This window comes from Nitrosospira multiformis, from assembly GCF_900103165.1.
In the GTDB taxonomy this organism is placed as follows: Bacteria; Pseudomonadota; Gammaproteobacteria; order Burkholderiales; family Nitrosomonadaceae; genus Nitrosospira; species Nitrosospira multiformis_D.
In genome coordinates this window covers 908,280-927,550 of sequence record NZ_FNKY01000001.1, presented here as the reverse complement: position 1 = coordinate 927,550, position 19,271 = coordinate 908,280, and the positions used below count along the sequence as shown (strand labels likewise).

The following is a 19,271-nucleotide window of genomic DNA, read 5'->3' as shown; positions in this document are numbered from 1 at the left end:
CAGTATCCGGTTAGAGCCCAGGCAAACTTAATCGGCTATTGAGTTTCGTTCATTCGGCCTTACCCATTATCAACGTCCGTTTGACGCCCGGTGCGTTAACTCGATGGCACATTGATGACGTGTGCTATTATAATTACTGATTAACGGCAAACCGGATTTCAACAAACCTTCTATTGCTCATCGGGCCAAGATTGGGCATTGAAATTCATACTTTTGTTAATTTTACCATTGGGGCATTTGCGATATCATTTACTTGTGACAAAGGCGCTTAATTCGCGAGTATGCAGGTCAGGGGCGATAACGCCTCGTCTGAATCTTCAAAAGAAGCGCTGTTCCTTCTACTTAACAAATACAATGCTGAGTAGTTACCCGCAAGTGAAAAATAGAGGGAAAGTGATTATTAACAGCCTTACAGGCCACAAGAAAAATAGTTAAAATTCCCTGGCCATACTTTACAAAGAGGTTAATGATTGATGGATAGTCCTGAATATAGCCTGTTAATTTCTCTGGCTCTTATCCCTGTCGTCTTTATGTTGCAGATGTGGGTGAGACACCGTCGAGTCCGCCGGCGTAACGAATCCGGGGATCAGGAATTCGACAGCCTTGGTGCAACGCTCATATCGGCAATTGCCGAGGGATTGGCCGTTATCGGTAGTCTAATACTTATTATCTGGATCATGGGGGCTGTATTGAGGTACCTGTTCCCCGTCATATTTAATGCGCAGTAATTCGCGATTTCAAGAAACCCGATAGCAGGCTCGAAGATCAAATAGTCCTTTTAATTTCAGAACTGCGACAGATAGAATCGCTGATTTTGTCGCGCAAAACTGTCCACTTTATTTCTTTCTTGCGCTGTTTTTCGAATTTGATGACTAATCCTGGTTGTGTATGCGCATAGTCGTTACGGGAATGGGTATTGTTTCGCCAATTGGCATAGGCGTTGACCAATTTTGGACAGCGGCTGTCAATGGTGTCAGTGGTATCCGAAAGATTACGGGTTTCGATGCATCCAGTCAGCGCTCTCGAGTGGCGGGAGAGATCCCGGGGTTCGATCCCGCCAGTTTTCTGACAGCCAAGTATATGGAGCAAACGGACAGATTCACCCAACTGGCGCTACTGGCCACCAAACTCGCGCTGGAAGACGCGGGTGGCCTGGATGCGTATGCACCGCAGCGTTTGGCCGTAAGCATAGGTTCAGGAATGGGCGGATTCGCCACCTTTGAATCTTCCGCCATGCGCAAGTTTCGAAATCAGCCTATACCGCCGTTCACGGTACCTCGAACCATGGCAAATTCCGCGGCTGCCTGGATCGCGATCAAACATCAATTGAAAGGGGTGAATCTGACCTGCAGCACGGCATGCTCTTCCGGAGCCAACGCAATCGGCATGGCTCTTGACCTTTTACGGACGGGAAGAGCCGACGCCGTGATTGCCGGGGGCGCGGAAGGTTGCGTATTACCGCTGACCATGACGGGTTTCGAAGCATTGCATGCGCTGACTATCGGCTCCAACACTGATCCAGCACGAGCATCCCGGCCTTTCGCCAAGGGCCGGGATGGATTCGTTATGGCGGAAGGCGCGGGCGTACTTATCCTGGAGAGGGAAGAACAGGCCCAACATCGAGGGGCAAAAATATATGCCTGCCTGGCTGGCTATGGACAGGCATGCGATGCGACGCATATCGTAATGCCGGACATGGAAGGCCAGATAACCGCAATGCGGGCGGCAGTTATGGACGCCGGCATGAACACCGACTCCATCGACCATATCAATGCACACGCGACATCCACCCCCCTTGGAGATACCGTGGAAACCCGTGCCATTAAAAATCTCTTTGGCGACCGGGCCGGAGATATTGCCATCAGTGCCACCAAATCCATGGTTGGACATTCTATCGGCGCATCGGCTGCCATCGGCAGCATCGCTGCTATCATGGCTCTTCATACCGGTACGGTACATCCGACTATCAATCTTGATGAGGCTGATCCGGAATGCGATCTTGATTACATACCCAACCGCGCACAACAGAGGAACCCACGGAGCGCCCTATGTAATGCTTTTGGATTTGGCGGCAACAATGCAAGTATTATCTTCACAACCCTTGAATGAAGGAACGGAACCAGACTATGGATACAGTGGATATTGAAGCAAAGGTAATACAGTTTATCGCGACGAAAGTGGAGAACCTGGATGCTTCCACCATAAACAGGTCTTCGAAATTTGAAGACCTCGGACTTGACTCCATGGATACGATTCAACTTTTGTTCGATGCGGAAGATACATTCGGTATTAATTTTGATAGCGAAGAAGCGAAAGGATTTACCTGCGTCGGAGATATTGTGTCCTATATTGAAAAAAATCAGGTACCGTCTACCGAGGAATGAGGCACCCAACAAGCATTTGCAGCGTTCCAGCGTAGCCTATCGAAACTATCATGATTTCCGGACAGTAGTTTTCTTAACGGCGGATGTCCTGGATTTTGGTCTTGCCGCCTTAGTTACTGTGGTTGCCGCTGTTGTTTTTGTTTTTGATTCCCTGGGCTCAAACTCGAATCCCACTTTTCCCTCGGCACCCGCCACCAGATAAGCTGAGAATGGCCTTCCTTTCTTGGATATGAATTTTGGCAACAAATCGGTTTTACCGGTACGTAACAGTTTTTCGACCTGCTCGCGTTCAAGAGGACGCATAAGGATTATTTTTCCAATTTTGAAATTGCAGGTGCGCGCCGAACCGACAGCTTTCTCACACGTGTAGCTCATACCATGATCGAATACCCTGCCACCGCAGCGAGGACATTTCCCCAGTGATTCCTGGCCGGAAAAGTCGATAATTTCGGCGCTTTCCTCATTGTCGCTACCAAAATCAAATTTCATTTCAAATTCGTCGGTAAGCTTGATGTTAGCATTAAACAGCCGCCCCATTTTGCTACGAAAGCCTTGCAACGGACCCACTTCGCGCCGGGTGATCAGTTGCTCCATTTCCTCAGTTTCGAATTGCCGCCCGGCCAGAATTTTCCATAACGCAAAATCGCATTTCTGACACTGAAATTTCTTGTAAGTCTCCTGCACGATGCCACTGCATTTGGGGCAAGGGGACTTAAGCGTGGAAAAATCTCCGCTTATGGTTTCACCGCGATGACTTTTCGCCTGTGTCACCATATGATTCGTCATGCCGGCGATTTCTTCCATGAATTTGTGGCGTTCGAGTTTGCCCTGCTCGATCTGACGGAGTTTGAATTCCCAGTCACCCGTTAATTCCGGTGAGGTCAATTCAGGCACCTTCAGTCCACGCAATAATGTAATCAGTGAAAATGCCTTGGCGGTAGGCTGCAATTCCCGTCCCACGCGTTGCATATAGTTTTCGAACACCAGGCCTTCGATAATCGAAGCCCGAGTGGCGGGCGTGCCCAGTCCTTTCGCACTCATGGCTTCCCGAAGATCTTCGTCTTCCACCAGTTTACCCGCGCCTTCCATGGCCGACAGCAACGTGGCTTCATTGAATCTGGCGGGGGGCCGGGTCTTACTGGCGACGACGTTAACTTCCCTGGCAAGCACCGGTTCATCCGGATTCACCGCAACCAGAGTCGAGTCAGCATTTGCGCTCTCGGCATGAATTTCCTTGCCGTAGACCGCCTGCCAGCCAGGATTGACCATTACCTTACCTTCGGTTTTGAATGGCTCGTTCTCCACACGGGTGATTCGAGTCGTAACAAGAAATTCGGCGGCAGGATAAAAAATGGCCAAGAACCGCTTGGTCACGAGATCATAAAGTTTCGCTTCCGCATCGTTCAGACCCTTGGGTTCAAGCGAGGTTGGAATAATGGCGAAGTGATCGGAAATCTTTGCGTTGTTAAACACCCGCTTATTGGGTTTGACCCAGTCCGCTTTGAGAATCTGTTTGGCAAATATACTGTAACGGGTCTGTTCCAATGAATTGAGGGTATCCTTGACGGTTCCAATATAATCTTCCGGTAGCGCACGCGAGTCTGTGCGCGGGTAGGTTAACGCCTTATGCTTCTCATATAACGCCTGGGCCAGCCCTAACGTTGTTTTGGCGGAGAAACCAAAGCGCCCATTAGCATCGCGCTGCAAACTGGTAAGGTCATACAGTAGCGGGCAGATTTCCGTGGTGGGCTTGCTTTCTTCGCTGACGGTACCGGGTTTATCCTGACATTTGGCGCGGATAGCCTCAGCCTTGCCCTGATCCCACAATCGCTCGGCTTTTTGTTCGCTATCCTTTTTGTCTTTTGAAAACTTTTCGTCGAACCAGCGTCCGTTATACATGCCTGCTTTAGCGGCAAACGTGCCGTGTACTTCCCAGTAATTGCGGGGAACAAATTTCCTGATCGTGTCTTCCCGCTCAATCAGGATTGCCAGAGTCGGGGTTTGCACTCGTCCCACAGTGGTCTTATGAAATCCGCCTTCCTGAGAATTGAACGCGGTCATGGCGCGAGTGCCATTTATACCCACGAGCCAGTCGGCTTCCGAGCGGCTCACAGCTGCTTCCGCCAGCGGCTGAACAGCAGCATCATCAAGCAATTTGGTAAATCCCTCGCGAATTGAGGCAGGGGTCATGGATTGCAGCCAAAGCCGTTTCACCGGTTTCGTGGTTCCCGCGTGACGCGCAATGTAACGAAAAATCAATTCCCCTTCCCGTCCCGCGTCACAGGCATTGATAAGCTCGTTCACGTCCTTGCGTTTGATGAGCTTGGTTAAAAGCTTCAGGCGCGACTCTGTTTTCTCGATGGGATTAAGGTCAAAGTACGGTGGAATTACCGGTAAATTGGAAAAACTCCATTTCCCGCGTTTGACTTCGTATTGCTCCGGTACCGCAAGCTCAAGCAAATGGCCGACAGCCGATGACAACACATACTGATCACTCTCGAAGTAATCGGTGTGCTTGGTAAAACCCCCTAATACCCGCGCGATATCGGCGGCAACGGAAGGCTTCTCGGCGATGATTAAGGTTTTTCCCATGAAACTCCTGTGAACATTCCGTGGTTGGGGTGCAGTTCTGAGAAAGCACACACCCGATTATCGGGCGGCGCAGTCCAATTTACGTAAGCATTACAATTACTTTACGCTCAATTGCCTTTTCGGGATTACACGGATGGCGAGAACGATTGGACTATCCGCCGTGATAACTACCGCAGCCGCTGGTAGCATCCACCCGGCAGCGTGGCGACCACGCCATCCAGTTCAAGCGATAATAGCATCGCTGATACTGTTTCCGCCGTCAAGCCACTACGGGTGCACAGTGTATCGATGTTGGCGACGTCATGGCCGAGATATTTCAGCAGCAGCGATTCTTCTGCGACAGGTTCATCCGTGTCGTTGACCGTACTTCGTACTAACTGATATCCCAGCTCATCCAGAATATCTTCGGCGCTTTCAACCAGTTTCGCTCCTTGTTTGATAAGTGCGTGACAACCCTTTGATAAGGGGGAATGAATCGAACCGGGAATGGCAAATACGTCCCGTCCCTGCTCCAGCGCCTGCCGGGCGGTAATAAGAGAACCACTTTGCAGCGCGGCTTCCACCACCAGGCAACCCCGGCTCATGCCGCTAATGATGCGGTTGCGGCGCGGAAAATTGCTACCTACGGCGGGGGTGCCCAATGGAAACTCGGAAACAAGCACTCCCTTTTCCGCCAGCTCATGGGCAAGATCGCGATTGCGTGCGGGATAAACGACGTCCAGGCCAGTCCCCACTACCGCGATGCTGGCTGCTGCGCCACGCAGACCCCCACGATGAGCCGCGGCATCCACACCGAGCGCCATTCCACTCACAATGCAAAGTCCCGCGTGACTTGCAGCCTCGGCAAAAGCTTCCGCGTTGGAAAGCCCTTGAGGTGTGGCATTGCGGCTACCGACCACAGCAAGTGCGGGTGAGCTCAGCAACTCCCGTTTCCCCTTGAGATAGAGAAGCGGAGGAGGATCCGCGATATTGAGCAGCATCGAAGAATAATCGGGATCAGCCAGCGTCATAATCGAGTTTGCAGGATCTTCGAGCCATTTAAGCGTTACCGCAACTTTTTTTCTGTCCCCCCCTTGTACAATGCTGTCCGCTATCTTTTTCTTCACCAGGCGCTCAAGTGCGGCAGCTTTTGCGGAAAAAATACCGGCGGGACTGCCGAAAGCCACCAGCAATCGCCGGATTGACTCATCACCAAGACCATCAATCAAGCCAAGTGCAAGCCAGGATTCGATATCCTCTATTGGCTTCATTTTAGTCGATCCATGAATCCGGCAGTTTGATCGCTCATTTTCCAGCCCATTTCCAGGCGCCATAACCCGGAATAATTTTTTGCATCACTTGACCTTCGCTTTGGTGAGTTAACTTAGATGGATTTAACCTAAATCCGGTAGTTGGACGGGGCGAACGCACCCAGGAAGCAAGAATCAAAAATGGCACAAAAATTCTCTACGGATCATAATTCCAGATTGATGAATGGGCGGCCAACTGCCGGATTTAGGTGCAAATGGATGGTACGGTGATCGCACTGCGTAATGGCCCAAGTTCACAACATTTTTTGATTACCGAGAGGAACCCATTGATTCTTTCAGAAAGCTCGCGGCGAGGCCTCTAAGCGATTGTCTGGATCAACAAATTGGCAGTCAGACTGTCCGAGATTTCGTATCGGTGTCTTCGACGGGCTGGCCGGACTCAAGCCTCCGGCCCAAATCAGGATATAATGGACCTATGCTTGGAGAATTACCGGCAAGAGACCCCAGACATAGACCCAAGATAGGGATCAAACGGAATATCATAATGATACGGTTTAAATTTTGCATTTAGATTATTAAATGCGCAAGTCTTTTTATGGCACTCCTGAAGATACTACAATACCCGGATGAACGGCTGCACACCGTGGCAGACCGAGTACCGAAGGTTACTGACGAGACTCGTGCTTTGGTGGACGATATGGCGGAAACCATGTATTCCGCTCCTGGAATTGGACTGGCGGCAACCCAGGTTGACGTGCATCAGCGTGTCATCGTAATCGACATCTCCGATACCCGTAACCAGCTGCATGTGTTGATCAACCCTGAAATCACCGCCCGCAGCGGTGAATCTGACTATGAAGAAGGCTGTCTGTCCGTACCGGGAATATTCGGAAAGGTGGAACGCGCGGAGCGGGTCACGGTCGAGGCATGGGATCGCGATGGCAATCCGTTCGTGCTCGATGCCGATGGCTTGCTGGCAGTATGCATTCAACACGAGATGGATCATTTGGTAGGCAAAGTGTTTGTTGAATACTGGTCGCGGATGAAACAATCGCGCATTCAAACCAAGTTTAAAAAGCAGCAGCGCAAAGTAATGTGAGGGCCGGTTTCCCGGCCACCGGCAAGTGTGAATCATTGACCGCTGAATTTGAGAGGCATCTGAATAGATCCGGCGGGTTGTCAAGTGCGTTGCTGGCAAAAACGGAAATCACAGGACGTACGACGCGGGCTTGATCTACGACGCCAAGACGCATCGCGCGAGGTGCACCTGCAAGGTATTTGCCCAGCGGTCCTGATGGGAGGCGGCCACGCCTCTTCGGCGGGTCTTCTTCGTGTACGCTCCTGGCTAAACCGCGTTCTATATGAACCTGAATCCGGCAGTTGACCGCTCATTCTTTAGCTCCTTTGCCAACTAGGCACCATGACCCGTAATAACTTTTTGCCTCCCTTGACCTTCACCTTCCGGGCGAGTTCGCTAAAGGATGGGTTACACGGTTCTTGCGGCACACGGCCGCGCTGCAACGCCTTGCCCTGTACCTATTCCACTTCACCCAACTGCCGGATTTAGGTTGAAAATTATTTTTGCGGGCACCCCGCCATTCTCCGTTCCCGCGCTTGAAGCCTTGGCAAATGCCGGGCATGAGATTGCATTGGTGCTGACCCAGCCAGACCGCCCTTCCGGACGGGGCATGAAGCCCACCGCAAGCGCGATCAAATTGCTGGCACAACAACGCACATTTACCTTGCTGCAGCCCTATTCGCTTAAACAACCGGAGTTGCACGCGCAACTCGCTGCCATCGGTGCGGATGTCATGGTGGTTGTCGCCTATGGACTGATTCTGCCTTCAGCTGTTTTGAGCATCCCCCGCCTGGGTTGTCTTAACATCCATGCTTCCTTGCTGCCCCGCTGGCGGGGAGCCGCCCCAATCCAGCGGGCAATATTAGCGGGAGACCGGGAGACCGGGATCACCATCATACAAATGGATCGCGGCCTGGATACGGGCGCAATGCTGTTGCAGCGAAGCGACGCAATTGCAGAGGATGACACCGCGCAAACTCTGCATGATAGGCTTGCCTTATTGGGAGCAGTTTGCATCGTGGAAGCATTGGCGCATTTGCGTGAAGATATGCTTTCCGGAGTTCCTCAGAATGAAATTGCCGCGACTTACGCACCGAAACTGGAAAAAAATGAAGCGGAAATTGACTGGCAACTAAGCGCGGAGAACATCAACCGTGTAGTACGGGCGTTCAATCCTCGCCCCGGCGCTTATTCGCGGGTACGTGGAATCGCTATGAAAATATGGCAGACAAGGGTCACTGCGGATGCCGCTGGCCAACCGGGAGAAATTGTGGCAACAGGACGCGACGGAATCGTGGTGGTCTGTGGCGAAGGGGCGCTCATACTGGAAGTCTTGCAGAGATCTGATGGAAAAAAGATGAGTGCGGCAGAATTTCTCTCGGGGCATCCATTGCGGCCGGGCGACCGGTTTGAACCCAAACTTAGCGGTTGATCTTTTATTTTACTGCTCAATGCCATGATCCATAATGATTTTTTGTCACACTCGAATTTCAGCTTCTTGATAAACCCGCTACAACTGCCGGATTTAGGTTGAATGCCGGAATGATTAAAACTCAGTGTTTGGCCGCCGCAACGGTGGGTAAAGTACTGGCTGGCGCGAGCCTGACCGAGGTATTGCAGGAGGTCTGGCGTACCCACGTTGACCTTTCTGGCCAGCAACGCGGAGCCATTCAGGATTTAAGCTACGGTGTACTACGTTTTTATGGTCAACTCGACAGGTTGCTTGGCTTATTACTGAACAAGCCATTGCGGGACCGGAATATACGTTATTTATTATTGGTGGGCCTGTATCAACTGGGATACAGCAAAGCTTCCGTGCATGCAATTGTGGATCATGCCGTATCCGCTACTCAAGTGATGAATGGTAACAAAGGTGCCCAAGGACTGGTCAACGCGGTATTGCGCAACTTTGTGCGACAGCGCGCATATCTTCTGGAACGGGCGGCTGAAAACGAGGTGGGACGGTATTCTCATCCACAGTGGTGGATAGACAAACTTCACGTACACTACCCGCAAAGCTATCAGGCAATATTGGAGGCCGGCAATCAGCATCCACCCATGACGTTGAGGGTCAACCGGCGCAAAATCAGCGTGGCGGAATACGAGAAACGTCTCAACCAAAACGGCATGGATACGCAGCGATTGTGGAATGACGCGCTCGAGCTGGCACAACCGGTCGCAATTGACAGGCTCCTGGGATTCACACAAGGGCTGGTGTCGGTACAGGATGCGGGCGCCCAACTTGCCGCACCATTGCTGGACGCGCACGACGGCATGCGTGTCCTGGATGCTTGCGCCGCGCCCGGAGGCAAAAGCGCGCATTTGCTGGAATTAGCGAAAGTGGAATTAACCGCGTTGGATAATGACAGCGTACGGGTCGCCCGCATAACAGAAAATCTCTCTCGTCTGGAACTCGATATCCACCGCATCATTTGCGGAGATGCCGCGCACCCGGCGGAATGGTGGGATGGCAGGAAATTCGATCGTATTTTAGCCGATGTGCCCTGCTCCGCCTCGGGCGTGGTGTGCCGCCACCCCGACATCAAATGGCTGAGACGTGAAAGTGACCTCTCCCGGTTTGGTGAAAAGCAGCGCAAAATCCTGGATGCCTTGTGGCAGATCCTGACCAGAGATGGTAAATTGCTCTATGCCACCTGTTCGGTATTCGCCGAGGAAAACAAGCTGCAAGTGGAGAAGTTTCTGCGCCATCATTCAGACGCCCGTCTGTTGCCTCTGTCCCAGGTTGAAACAATCGATGGGCAACTATTGCCGAACTCTCATCATGACGGTTTCTTTTATGCTCTGCTGCACAAGGCCTGATTCCTTTGCGCGCGTGCTGCAGGCGGCGGCAGTAATACTGCTGAGTATGGCACTGCCGCTGAGCACTACCGTGCATGCGGAAAGCATACAGATAAAATCCATCGTGATCGATGCGACGGACGAAGGTTATCAGTTTGACGCTGATTTCGAGATCGCGCTTAACCCCAAGCTGGAACGCGCACTTGAGAAAGGTATCGTGCTTTATTTCGTTACTGAACTCAATCTGATGAAATTCCGTTGGTACTGGCTGGGTGAAAGAGTTGCACAAAGCAGAGTACGTGAAGGATTGAGCTATTACGCGCTGACTCGTCAGTACCGTTTGAGTCGCGGAACGCTGTCGCAGAACTTCAACACACTTAAGGAAGCGCTACAGGCGCTTAGCCGGGTGCGCGACCGTCCTCTTATCGCAAGTTCCGAGCTAAAACCGGATATGGAATACACGGTGGAATTGCGGATGCGACTTGATATCTCGGCATTGCCTAAACCTTTTCAGGTGGAAACGCTTGGCTCCAGGGAATGGGATCTCAGCACTGGCACACTCCAGTGGAGCACAAGGTTGCCGTTGCCAAAGCTTCAAGATAATACCCGGCCGTGAAATACGTCATCATCATCGGTGCGGGACTGGGTGCGGTCATGCTGTTTCTGCTCGCCACCGCGGGTGCCGACACAGGGCTCTTTGAACGAAAATATAGACTTCTGATCCGGGTCAATGTCGGCTTCGTGTTGTTTCTCATGGCGGTGGTGGGATATTTGCTGTGGAGACTCAAACGCAGGCTCAAGGCCGGCGTATTCGGTTCCAGGCTGGCGCTACGCCTGTTGCTGATCTTCTCCCTGATGGCGATTCTCCCGGGTGCGCTGGTGTATGGCGTCTCTGTGCAGTTCCTCGGGAAAAGTATCGAATCCTGGTTTGATGTCAAAGTGGATCGTGCGCTCGAGGGAGGATTGAACCTCGGACGTACCATTCTCGACAATCTCCTGGTGGAACTGCGCAACAAAGCTCAGTCTGTCACCCTTACCCTGGCTGAAGAGTCCGCCTCGCCGCTACCGATGCTGGAGCAGTTGCTGAATCAATCCCAAATCCAGGAAGCCACGTTGTTTGATCAGAATGGAAAGCAAATGGTATTTGCTGGCTTACATGACACGAGATTATTCCCGGACACGCTCAGTGCTGCGGTAATGCGACAGGTGAGAACAGAGAATATCTACAGTACGGTTGAATCCATTCCCGACAAAGGTTTGTATTTAAGGGTGGTGGCGCCTATCGATGCAACAGGCATGAAAGGTGATGGGTGGATGTTGCAATTATTGCAACCGGTACCGAAGCAGCTAACCGAAGATGCGGAAATAGTGCAGGCGGCGTATCGCGACTATCAGGAATTGCTGCTCTCGCGCGAAGGACTGAAGGGATTGTATGGCGTGACGCTCACACTCGCGTTGTTGCTTTCGCTTTTTTCCGCGCTGGCGGCGGCGTTCCTTATCAGTGAGCGGCTGAGCGCACCATTGGGCATGCTGGCCGAAGGTACCCGAGCCGTAGCACAAGGCGACTTCAGCAGGCGCCATCCCGTCCAGAGCCGCGATGAGCTGGGCGTGCTGACCGAATCATTTAATCTCATGACTCAGCAGTTGGAGGAAGCTCGCGTTACAGCCGAGCGCAATCAGCAAGAGGTGGAAAGCGCCCGGGCTTATCTGGAAAACATACTGGCCAACCTCTCATCCGGCGTTCTGGTATTTGACGAAAACCTGCGTATGCGCACCGCTAATCTTAGCGCCGAGCAAATCCTGAAGGTTCCACTGATGGGTCTCCAGGGATTAACCATTGAAGAATGCGCAGTGCGCGAACCTCAACTGAATTCTTTCAAGGCGGAAATTCTTGAAGGATTTCATTCTGGTAAAAGGGGCGAATGGCAGTGTCAGGTGGAACGCACGAGGGATGGCACCAATCAGGTATTGCTGCTTCGCGGGACACGTCTGCCGCACGTATCGGGCAGCGGCGGTGTCGTGGTGTTTGATGATATTACCAGTTTATTGCAGGCTCAGCGTACCGCCGCCTGGGGCGAGGTGGCACGGCGCCTGGCCCACGAAATCAAAAATCCGCTCACACCGATACAGCTTTCGGCCGAGCGTATGCAGCACAAGCTCGCGGAGAAATTAAGTACGCAGGATGCCCATATCTTGCGGCGGTCCACCGAAACGATCGTCAATCAGGTCGAAGCACTTAAAAAAATGGTCAATGAATTCAGTGAATATGCGCGGGCACCCGAACTGGAATTTCATATGCTGGATTTCAACGGCCTGGTGCGGGAAGTGCTTGCATTATATGAGGCTGCGAGCACAGGGGTGCCTGGAGATCGGCAGCCTCACATCGATTTGGCCCTGGCTTCAGATCTGCCGGCGGTGAGGGGTGACTCCGCGCGGTTACGACAGGTTATTCACAATCTCTTGCAGAATGCTCAGGATACACTGATGGGCGTCCCGGAACCCGCTATCATGGTTCGAACCGAAATTGTGTCAAATGGAATGCGATTTAGCGTGAGTGATAACGGTGCGGGATTCCCCGAACAAGTCCGAGCCCGGGTGTTCGAACCCTACGTTACCACCAAGTCCAGAGGTACGGGACTCGGACTACCCATTGTTAAAAAAATCGTTGAGGAACACAGCGGTGTGATTGAAATAGAGAATATCCAGCCTCGCGGCGCGCGAGTTTCAATTACCTTTCCGGCCAGGCAAGCAATTTGACGGTTTATCATAAAAATACATAACCACTATCCACTATGAATGTATCTTCCATCTTGGGAAGCACCCGCTTTGATAATTCGCACTCAGTCCCCACTAGCAGGGTGGATTCCCCTGTGTTTGCAAAAGAGATCCGGCTCTGGCACCTGAACCCGGCAATTGACTATTCATTTTTTAGGACTTCTTAGCTAAGCACTATGATCTGTAATGACTTTCCACCCAACTTGATCTCCATCTTTCTGGTGAATTCGCTACAGGACGGATCGTACTCTGTCCAACTCACGAATTCAGCTAAATTATGAGCAACAATACGATACTTGTCGTTGATGACGAAGTCGGCATACGTGAGCTATTGTCCGAGATCTTGCGTGATGAAGGTTATCAAGTGGCCCTTGCGGAAAATGCCGGGCAGGCACGCAACTGGCGTAAGCAAGCGCGACCCGACCTGGTATTACTCGACATCTGGATGCCGGATACTGACGGTATCACGCTTCTGAAAGAATGGGCAAGTGGCGGACTGCTCACCATGCCGGTGGTGATGATGTCGGGACATGGGACCATAGACACCGCAGTAGAGGCAACACGGATGGGCGCATCCGGCTATCTGGAAAAACCGGTTCCGCTGCAAAAATTATTGAATACGGTAGGGCGCGCACTACGTGGGGGGCAAGGCAAACCACTCACGATACTTCCGCTCGCCAGCCTGGGCAGAGGCCCATTGATCGCCGACCTGAAGAAACGGCTGGAACAGGTAGCCAATCTTAGAACGCCGTTATTGCTCACCGGCGAACCAGGAACCGGGGCGGATTTGTGTGCACGCTTTCTACACCGCCCAAACACTCCCTGGGTGGAGCCGGACACCCTTGCTGCCCTTACGAATGCCCCGTTTGATCTACTTGAACGTGCAAAAGGTGGCTTGCTGTTTCTCAAGGAGATCGGGGATCTCAACAGATTGGCACAAAAAGGCCTGCTGTTGCTGTTGGGCAAACTGGAAAAATACAGTGTACGGCTGGTATGCGCCACCTCCATGCCGTTAGCAGGACTGACTGCTCAAGGCGCCTATGATCAGAGGTTATATGAAATTTTGAGTGGTCTTTGCATCAATGTTCCCGCGCTGAGGGAGCATCGGGAAGATATTCCCGAACTGGCCAGCCAGATTCTGTCGCGCTGCATTGAGTCAGGCGAAGTACCCCTGCGACAATTCAGTACCGCCGCGCTTAACGGCTTGCGGAATCATGACTGGCCCGGCAACCTTGCGCAACTTACCGGCGCGGTTCACTCTCTGGCGCTTACCTGCGCTGGCGATGAGATATCGGCGGATGATGTAAAGCAGATACTGGTCTCCTCATCTCCGACCCAAGCGGTGGCAGGTGTTCCGCTTAATATTCCACTACGCGAGGCACGCGACATGTTTGAGAAAATTTATTTTGAACAGCTCATTGATCAGGAAAACAGCAACATGACTCGTGTGGCGGAGCGGGCCGGGTTAGAGCGCACTCATCTTTACCGCAAGCTTAAACTGCTGGGAATCAAGCTGCGCAATCACTAAACGGGAAGAAATTTTCCGTTTATATCACGCCCAGAAGTTATCGGGACCATCTAGGGCCTGTTAATAGATATGAGTTCACGACCATTCGCGTCGGTGGCTCCCATAGCGCTTTTAGCGTTAACTGCAATTCGCCACATTTGAAATCTTGCATTAGTATCAACGCAAAGTTGTCTGACATCGTATCTTAAGCGATAATAATGGTTTTTGCCGACCCGCACCCTTACTCAGGTTAGGGGGTGGTATTTTTATTGCAATAATATCCATTGAACGAGGGAGTTTGTGTCCATGGGAACATTTAGAGATTTTGATGCGCCGGTGTTCAAGAATCTTACCAGCGCTATCCGCGCGCTGGCTATGGACGCTGTGCAAAAAGCCAATTCGGGTCACCCCGGTATGCCGATGGGTATGGCGGAGATAGCCGAAGTATTATGGATTCATCATTTACGCCACAACCCTGCCAACCCCAAATGGATGGACCGCGACCGGTTCGTATTGTCCAACGGACATGGCTCGATGTTGATTTATGCCTTGTTGCATCTTACCGGCTACGATTTGCCGATGGAGGAAATCAAACGCTTCCGTCAGCTTCATTCCAAGACGCCTGGCCATCCTGAATATGGTTACACGCCAGGCGTGGAAACCACCACCGGCCCCTTGGGACAGGGACTCGCCAACGCGGTAGGCATGGCGCTGGCCGAAAAAATACTCGCCGCGGATTTTAACCGGCCCGGCTTTGATATTGTCAATCATTACACCTACGTATTTCTTGGCGATGGCTGTCTTATGGAAGGAATTTCTCATGAGGCCTGTTCGCTGGCGGGTACGCTGGGGCTCGGTAAGCTGATCTGTTTTTACGACGACAACGGCATTTCCATCGACGGTCATGTGGAAGGCTGGTTCACAGACGACACACCCAAGCGTTTCGAGGCTTATGGCTGGCATGTCGTTCCCAATGTCAACGGGCATGACCCGGTAGCAATCGAGGCGGCGATCGAGGCGGCCAAGCAAGCTGGCGGAAAACCTTCGATGATCTGCTGCAAAACCGTCATCGGCATGGGCTCTCCCAACAAGGCCGATACTCATGAAGTCCATGGTGCCGCGCTGGGTGACGCGGAGATAGCCGCTACCCGGCCACATATCGGCTGGCATCATTTGCCATTCGAAATCCCCAACGATGTCTATGCAATGTGGGATGGCCGCGCAAAAGGCGAAAAACTGGAGAGCGAGTGGAACCGCAAGTTCGCCGAGTATAGCGAGAAGTATCCCGCCGAGGCCGCCGAGTTCACGCGGCGTATGTCGGGAGAATTGCCGGACGGCTGGCGCGAGCACGTGGATGGCTTGATCGGCCGCGTCGATGCCAAGCAGGAAACGATTGCCACCCGCAAAGCTTCACAAAACGCCATTGAAGGCCTGGCATCAGCATTGCCGGAGCTGGTCGGCGGTTCCGCGGATCTGGCGGGGTCCAATCTTACCCTCTGGTCTGGGTCAAAAGGCTACAACCGGGAGAACGGAGGCAACTATATTTATTACGGCGTGCGTGAATTCGGCATGAGCGCAATGATGAACGGGCTGTCCCTGCATGGTGGCATCATCCCGTACGGCGCGACCTTTCTGATGTTTTCGGAATATGCCCGCAATGCCTTGCGCATGGCCGCGCTGATGAAAATCCGCACTTTATTCGTGTTTACCCATGATTCGATCGGCTTGGGCGAAGATGGTCCGACACATCAAGCGGTGGAACAGACCGCGACGTTACGTTACATTCCCAATATGTATGTATGGCGGCCCTGTGATACCGTTGAATCCACGGTCGCCTGGGCACGCGCAATTGAACGCAAGGACGGCCCTTCAACACTGATTTTCAGCCGCCAGAATCTGCCATTCCAGAAACGCGACGCCGCCACTGTCAAACTGATCGACAAGGGCGGTTATATCCTCTCCGAGGCCGCGGACGACAAGCCACAAGCCATCATTATCGCCACCGGTTCTGAAGTGGGACTGGCAATAATGGCACAAAAGGCACTTGCTGAAACAGGTGTCCACGTGCGCGTGGTTTCAATGCCTTGTACAAACCTGTTTGACCGCCAGGACCCGGCTTATAGGGATAGCGTATTACCCAAAGGTATTGGGCGCGTAGCGGTGGAGGCGGGTGTCACCGATTACTGGCGCAAATATGTTGGACTTGAAGGCGCGGTGGTCGGCATGGATACATTTGGCGAATCAGCGCCTGCCAGCGATCTGTTCAAGCATTTCGGCTTCACCGTCGAGAATGTGATAAAAGCGGTGAATAGCGTTATTTAATTCCCTCGGGAGAACTTGCGGTATGGGGATTTCTTTGCGCTACGGTTCGATTTTTTTATCCAAGGAGTTCAAAATATGACAATCAAAGTCGGTATCAATGGGTTTGGCCGTATTGGACGCATGGTGTTTCGTGCGGCAATACAAAATTTCGAAGACATCGAAGTCGTCGCGATTAATGATCTGCTCGAACCAGACTACCTGGCTTATATGCTGCAACACGACTCCGTGCATGGCCGCTTCAAGGGAGATGTCTCTATCGAGGGTGACGACACCCTGGTCGTCAATGGCAAGAAGATCCGCCTGACCGCCATCAAGGATCCGGCTGAACTGAAGTGGAACGAGGTAGGTGCCGATGTTGTCGTTGAGTCTACGGGTCTTTTTCTGACTAAGGAAACCTGCCAGAAACACATTACGGCCGGTGCTAAAAAAGTCATCATGTCAGCACCTTCCAAGGATGACACGCCCATGTTTGTTTATGGCGTGAATGATAAAACGTATGCTGGACAGTCTATTATTTCCAATGCGTCGTGTACCACCAACTGTCTTGCCCCTGTCGCCAAGGTATTGAACGACACCTTCGGTATCAAGCGCGGCTTGATGACTACCGTACATGCCGCCACCGCCACACAGAAGACGGTCGATGGCCCTTCCAACAAGGATTGGCGCGGAGGACGCGGTATTCTTGAAAACATCATTCCATCCTCGACCGGCGCCGCCAAAGCAGTTGGCGTGGTTATTCCGGAACTGAACAAGAAACTCACCGGCATGGCCTTCCGCGTGCCGACTTCCGACGTATCGGTGGTCGACCTCACCGTCGAGTTGAATAAGGATGCCACCTACGAGGAAATCTGCGCCGCCATGAAGAAAGCATCGGAGGGATCGATGAAGGGGGTGCTCGGCTATACGGATGAAAAGGTCGTTTCCACTGATTTTCGCGGGGACAGTTGCACCTCCATCTTTGATGCGGAGGCTGGCATGTCTTTGGATGGCAGTTTCGTAAAGGTTGTTTCCTGGTACGACAACGAATGGGGTTATTCCAGCAAGATTCTGGAAATGGTCCGCGTTGCCGCCGCCAAGTAATGGGCGGTGAGGGGTTGAGAATCGCCGGGACATAAAGAAGTCTGTCTGATCCGCTTTTCACCTTCATTTTCTACTTCGACCGGGCATAAGGAATAGGCCGCAAGCCGTTCCTTATGCCGCATAAATCTGGAGCTTCCCGTGTCCGTCATTAAACTCATCGATCTCGATCTTAAAGGCAAGCGTGTATTCATTCGTGCCGATTTGAATGTACCCGTTAAAGATGGCAAGGTTACATCTGATGCGCGTATTACCGCTTCCATGGCTACCATCAATCACTGCCTGAAACAGGGGGCTAAAGTGATGGTGACTTCGCATCTGGGCCGTCCCGAGGAAGGCGTATGGTCTGAGGAGAATTCACTCAGGCCGGTTGCCGAAAATATCGCTGCCCGTCTGGGCAAGCCCGTGCGCCTGATCAAAGATTGGGTAGAAAACGGATTCGAGGTCGCGGAAGGTGAATTGGTCGTTCTGGAAAACTGCCGTATCAACAAAGGCGAAAAGAAGAATGTTGATGAGACTGCACAGAAGTATGCCAAGCTGTGCGATGTATTTGTCATGGACGCCTTCGGCACCGCACATCGTGCCGAAGCCTCCACCCATGGTATTGCCAAGTATGCGCCGATTGCTTGCGCCGGTATTCTGCTGACGGAGGAACTGGACGCGCTGACCAAGGCCCTGCTGAATCCGGCGCGCCCCATGGTCGCCATCGTCGGCGGTTCCAAGGTGTCGACCAAGCTTACCGTGCTTGAGTCCCTCTCCGAAAAAGTGGACCAGATGGTGGTTGGCGGCGGTATCGCCAATACCTTCCTCAAAGCTGCCGGCAAGAATACCGGAAAGTCTTTATGCGAAAATGACCTGGTTCCTACCGCGAAGACACTGATGGATAAGATGGCGAGGCGCAACGCTTCCATCCCTATCGCGGTGGATGTCGTGGTGGGAAAGAAATTCGAGGCAAGCGAACCGGCGATATTGAAAGACGCCGATTCGGTGGCCGATGACGAAATGATTTTTGATATTGGCCCGAAGAGCGCGCAAGAGTTGGCGGATATCATCATGAAAGCCGGCACGGTGGTATGGAATGGCCCCGTTGGCGTATTCGAGTTCGATCAATTTGGCGCCGGAACCAAAACCATCGCCATGGCAATTGCCGATACCAAAGCATTTACCCTGGCTGGTGGTGGCGACACCATCGCCGCAATCCAGAAATATGGTATTTATGACAAGATATCGTACATTTCCACCGCTGGCGGTGCCTTCCTGGAGTTTCTGGAAGGCAAGAAACTGCCGGCCGTGGATATACTCGAGCAGCGTGCACGCTGATTTTTGTACGGTTAACCGATGCGGCCCATCTACCTGGAAATGATCCTGAATCCAGCGATTAGTGGTTCATTTTTCGCTCATCTTTTAAGTCCGGCACTATGATTGACAAAGTATTTTCGCATCGTGCGACCCTTACCTCTTTAGTGGGTTTGCTACAACTACCGGAT

At 52.3% G+C, this 19,271-nt stretch carries 13 protein-coding genes; 11 read left to right on the top strand and 2 right to left on the bottom strand.

The genetic code is table 11. From position 1 onward, the window contains the following. Positions 1-888: 888 nt before the first annotated feature. Together fabF and BLR00_RS04180 are read left to right on the top strand one after the other, a co-directional pair. Positions 889-2,109 (top strand): beta-ketoacyl-ACP synthase II, encoded by a 1,221-nt coding sequence (gene fabF / locus BLR00_RS04185; RefSeq protein ID WP_074630979.1) that lies wholly within the window; start codon positions 889-891, stop codon positions 2,107-2,109. Between the two features lie 17 nt (positions 2,110-2,126). Then, positions 2,127-2,384 carry an acyl carrier protein gene (locus tag BLR00_RS04180; protein WP_074630978.1) on the top strand — a complete coding sequence of 86 codons (258 nt, stop codon included), beginning with the start codon at positions 2,127-2,129 and terminating at the stop codon, positions 2,382-2,384. 48 nt (positions 2,385-2,432) lie between these two features. Here the strand turns inward: BLR00_RS04180 and BLR00_RS04175 are convergent, their stop codons facing one another. Next, positions 2,433-4,976 carry a DNA topoisomerase III gene (locus BLR00_RS04175; RefSeq protein WP_074630977.1) on the bottom strand — a complete coding sequence of 848 codons (2,544 nt, stop codon included), beginning with the start codon at positions 4,974-4,976 and terminating at the stop codon, positions 2,433-2,435. 167 nt (positions 4,977-5,143) lie between these two features. Continuing rightward, positions 5,144-6,226 (bottom strand): DNA-processing protein DprA, encoded by a 1,083-nt coding sequence (dprA, locus tag BLR00_RS04170; RefSeq protein WP_074630976.1) that lies wholly within the window; start codon positions 6,224-6,226, stop codon positions 5,144-5,146. 595 nt (positions 6,227-6,821) lie between these two features. On the opposite strand from dprA, the gene def reads away from it, so the two are divergent. The 9 genes from def (at position 6,822) to BLR00_RS04125 (ending at position 19,104) form a co-directional block, all read left to right on the top strand. Beyond that, entirely contained in the window at positions 6,822-7,325 is a 504-nt protein-coding gene (gene def / locus BLR00_RS04165; RefSeq protein ID WP_074630975.1) for a peptide deformylase, read from the top strand. 469 nt (positions 7,326-7,794) lie between these two features. Further along, complete coding sequence (fmt, locus tag BLR00_RS04160; RefSeq protein WP_074630973.1) at positions 7,795-8,736, top strand: methionyl-tRNA formyltransferase; 942 nt, start codon at positions 7,795-7,797, stop codon at positions 8,734-8,736. A gap of 110 nt (positions 8,737-8,846) precedes the next feature. Then, positions 8,847-10,124 carry a 16S rRNA (cytosine(967)-C(5))-methyltransferase RsmB gene (gene rsmB, locus BLR00_RS04155; RefSeq protein WP_074634122.1) on the top strand — a complete coding sequence of 426 codons (1,278 nt, stop codon included), beginning with the start codon at positions 8,847-8,849 and terminating at the stop codon, positions 10,122-10,124. Next, complete coding sequence (locus BLR00_RS04150) at positions 10,102-10,719, top strand: DUF4390 domain-containing protein (RefSeq protein ID WP_081346638.1); 618 nt, start codon at positions 10,102-10,104, stop codon at positions 10,717-10,719. Before rsmB ends, BLR00_RS04150 begins: the two co-directional genes overlap by 23 nt. Then, positions 10,716-12,860: a sensor histidine kinase gene (locus BLR00_RS04145; protein WP_074630967.1), complete on the top strand. Its 2,145-nt coding sequence runs from the start codon at positions 10,716-10,718 to the stop codon at positions 12,858-12,860. Before BLR00_RS04150 ends, BLR00_RS04145 begins: the two co-directional genes overlap by 4 nt. A 295-nt stretch (positions 12,861-13,155) precedes the next feature. Continuing rightward, positions 13,156-14,406 carry a sigma-54-dependent transcriptional regulator gene (locus BLR00_RS04140; protein ID WP_074630965.1) on the top strand — a complete coding sequence of 417 codons (1,251 nt, stop codon included), beginning with the start codon at positions 13,156-13,158 and terminating at the stop codon, positions 14,404-14,406. A 285-nt stretch (positions 14,407-14,691) separates the two neighbouring features. Continuing rightward, complete coding sequence (tkt, locus tag BLR00_RS04135; protein ID WP_074630963.1) at positions 14,692-16,707, top strand: transketolase; 2,016 nt, start codon at positions 14,692-14,694, stop codon at positions 16,705-16,707. A gap of 75 nt (positions 16,708-16,782) precedes the next feature. Continuing rightward, positions 16,783-17,787, top strand: coding sequence for a type I glyceraldehyde-3-phosphate dehydrogenase (gene gap, locus BLR00_RS04130; protein ID WP_074630961.1), 1,005 nt, complete (start codon positions 16,783-16,785; stop codon positions 17,785-17,787). A gap of 138 nt (positions 17,788-17,925) precedes the next feature. Next, a complete protein-coding gene (locus BLR00_RS04125) occupies positions 17,926-19,104 on the top strand; it encodes a phosphoglycerate kinase (protein WP_074630959.1) in 1,179 nt (392 codons plus the stop codon). The last annotated feature ends 167 nt before the right edge of the window (positions 19,105-19,271 follow it).

Bases quoted from the DNA above. Each gene is read 5' to 3' on its own strand.
- fabF (WP_074630979.1), top strand. From the start codon at position 889: ATGCGCATAGTCGTTACGGGAATGGGTATTGTTTCGCCAATTGGCATA.
- dprA (WP_074630976.1), bottom strand. From the start codon at position 6,226: ATGAAGCCAATAGAGGATATCGAATCCTGGCTTGCACTTGGCTTGATT.
- rsmB (WP_074634122.1), top strand. From the start codon at position 8,847: ATGATTAAAACTCAGTGTTTGGCCGCCGCAACGGTGGGTAAAGTACTG.
- def (WP_074630975.1), top strand. From the start codon at position 6,822: ATGGCACTCCTGAAGATACTACAATACCCGGATGAACGGCTGCACACC.
- BLR00_RS04175 (WP_074630977.1), bottom strand. From the start codon at position 4,976: ATGGGAAAAACCTTAATCATCGCCGAGAAGCCTTCCGTTGCCGCCGAT.
- tkt (WP_074630963.1), top strand. From the start codon at position 14,692: ATGGGAACATTTAGAGATTTTGATGCGCCGGTGTTCAAGAATCTTACC.
- BLR00_RS04140 (WP_074630965.1), top strand. From the start codon at position 13,156: ATGAGCAACAATACGATACTTGTCGTTGATGACGAAGTCGGCATACGT.
- gap (WP_074630961.1), top strand. From the start codon at position 16,783: ATGACAATCAAAGTCGGTATCAATGGGTTTGGCCGTATTGGACGCATG.
- BLR00_RS04150 (WP_081346638.1), top strand. From the start codon at position 10,102: ATGCTCTGCTGCACAAGGCCTGATTCCTTTGCGCGCGTGCTGCAGGCG.
- BLR00_RS04180 (WP_074630978.1), top strand. From the start codon at position 2,127: ATGGATACAGTGGATATTGAAGCAAAGGTAATACAGTTTATCGCGACG.